The sequence below is a fragment of the Helicobacter pylori genome (assembly GCF_011140715.1).
Classification (GTDB): domain Bacteria; phylum Campylobacterota; class Campylobacteria; order Campylobacterales; family Helicobacteraceae; genus Helicobacter; species Helicobacter pylori_DA.
Genome location: NZ_SFZZ01000001.1, coordinates 1 through 216 on the forward strand (window position 1 = coordinate 1; position 216 = coordinate 216).

Consider the following 216-nt stretch of genomic DNA (forward strand, 5'->3'; position numbering starts at 1 on the left):
CTCGCTTCAGGGGTGAGTAATTTCTCGCATTCCTGTTTTTCTTTTTCATTCCTAGCTCTTGATACGCAGTCCAAATAAGCCTTAACGCTCTTCTTAACTTCTTGCTCTAAGAGTTTCCTCGCTTCAGGGGTGAGTAGTTTCTCGCAAGCTCTCCTTTCTTCTTCATTTCTAGCTTGAGAGAGGCAGTCTTTATAAGCCTTAAGACTCTCTTTAGCT

General features: G+C 42.6%; 1 protein-coding gene. It reads right to left on the reverse strand.

What is annotated here, in order from left to right:
* The coding region (locus EWZ81_RS00005) for a CagY family CD-EC repeat-containing protein (protein ID WP_164860356.1) at positions 1 to 216 on the reverse strand (216 nt) is incomplete at both ends.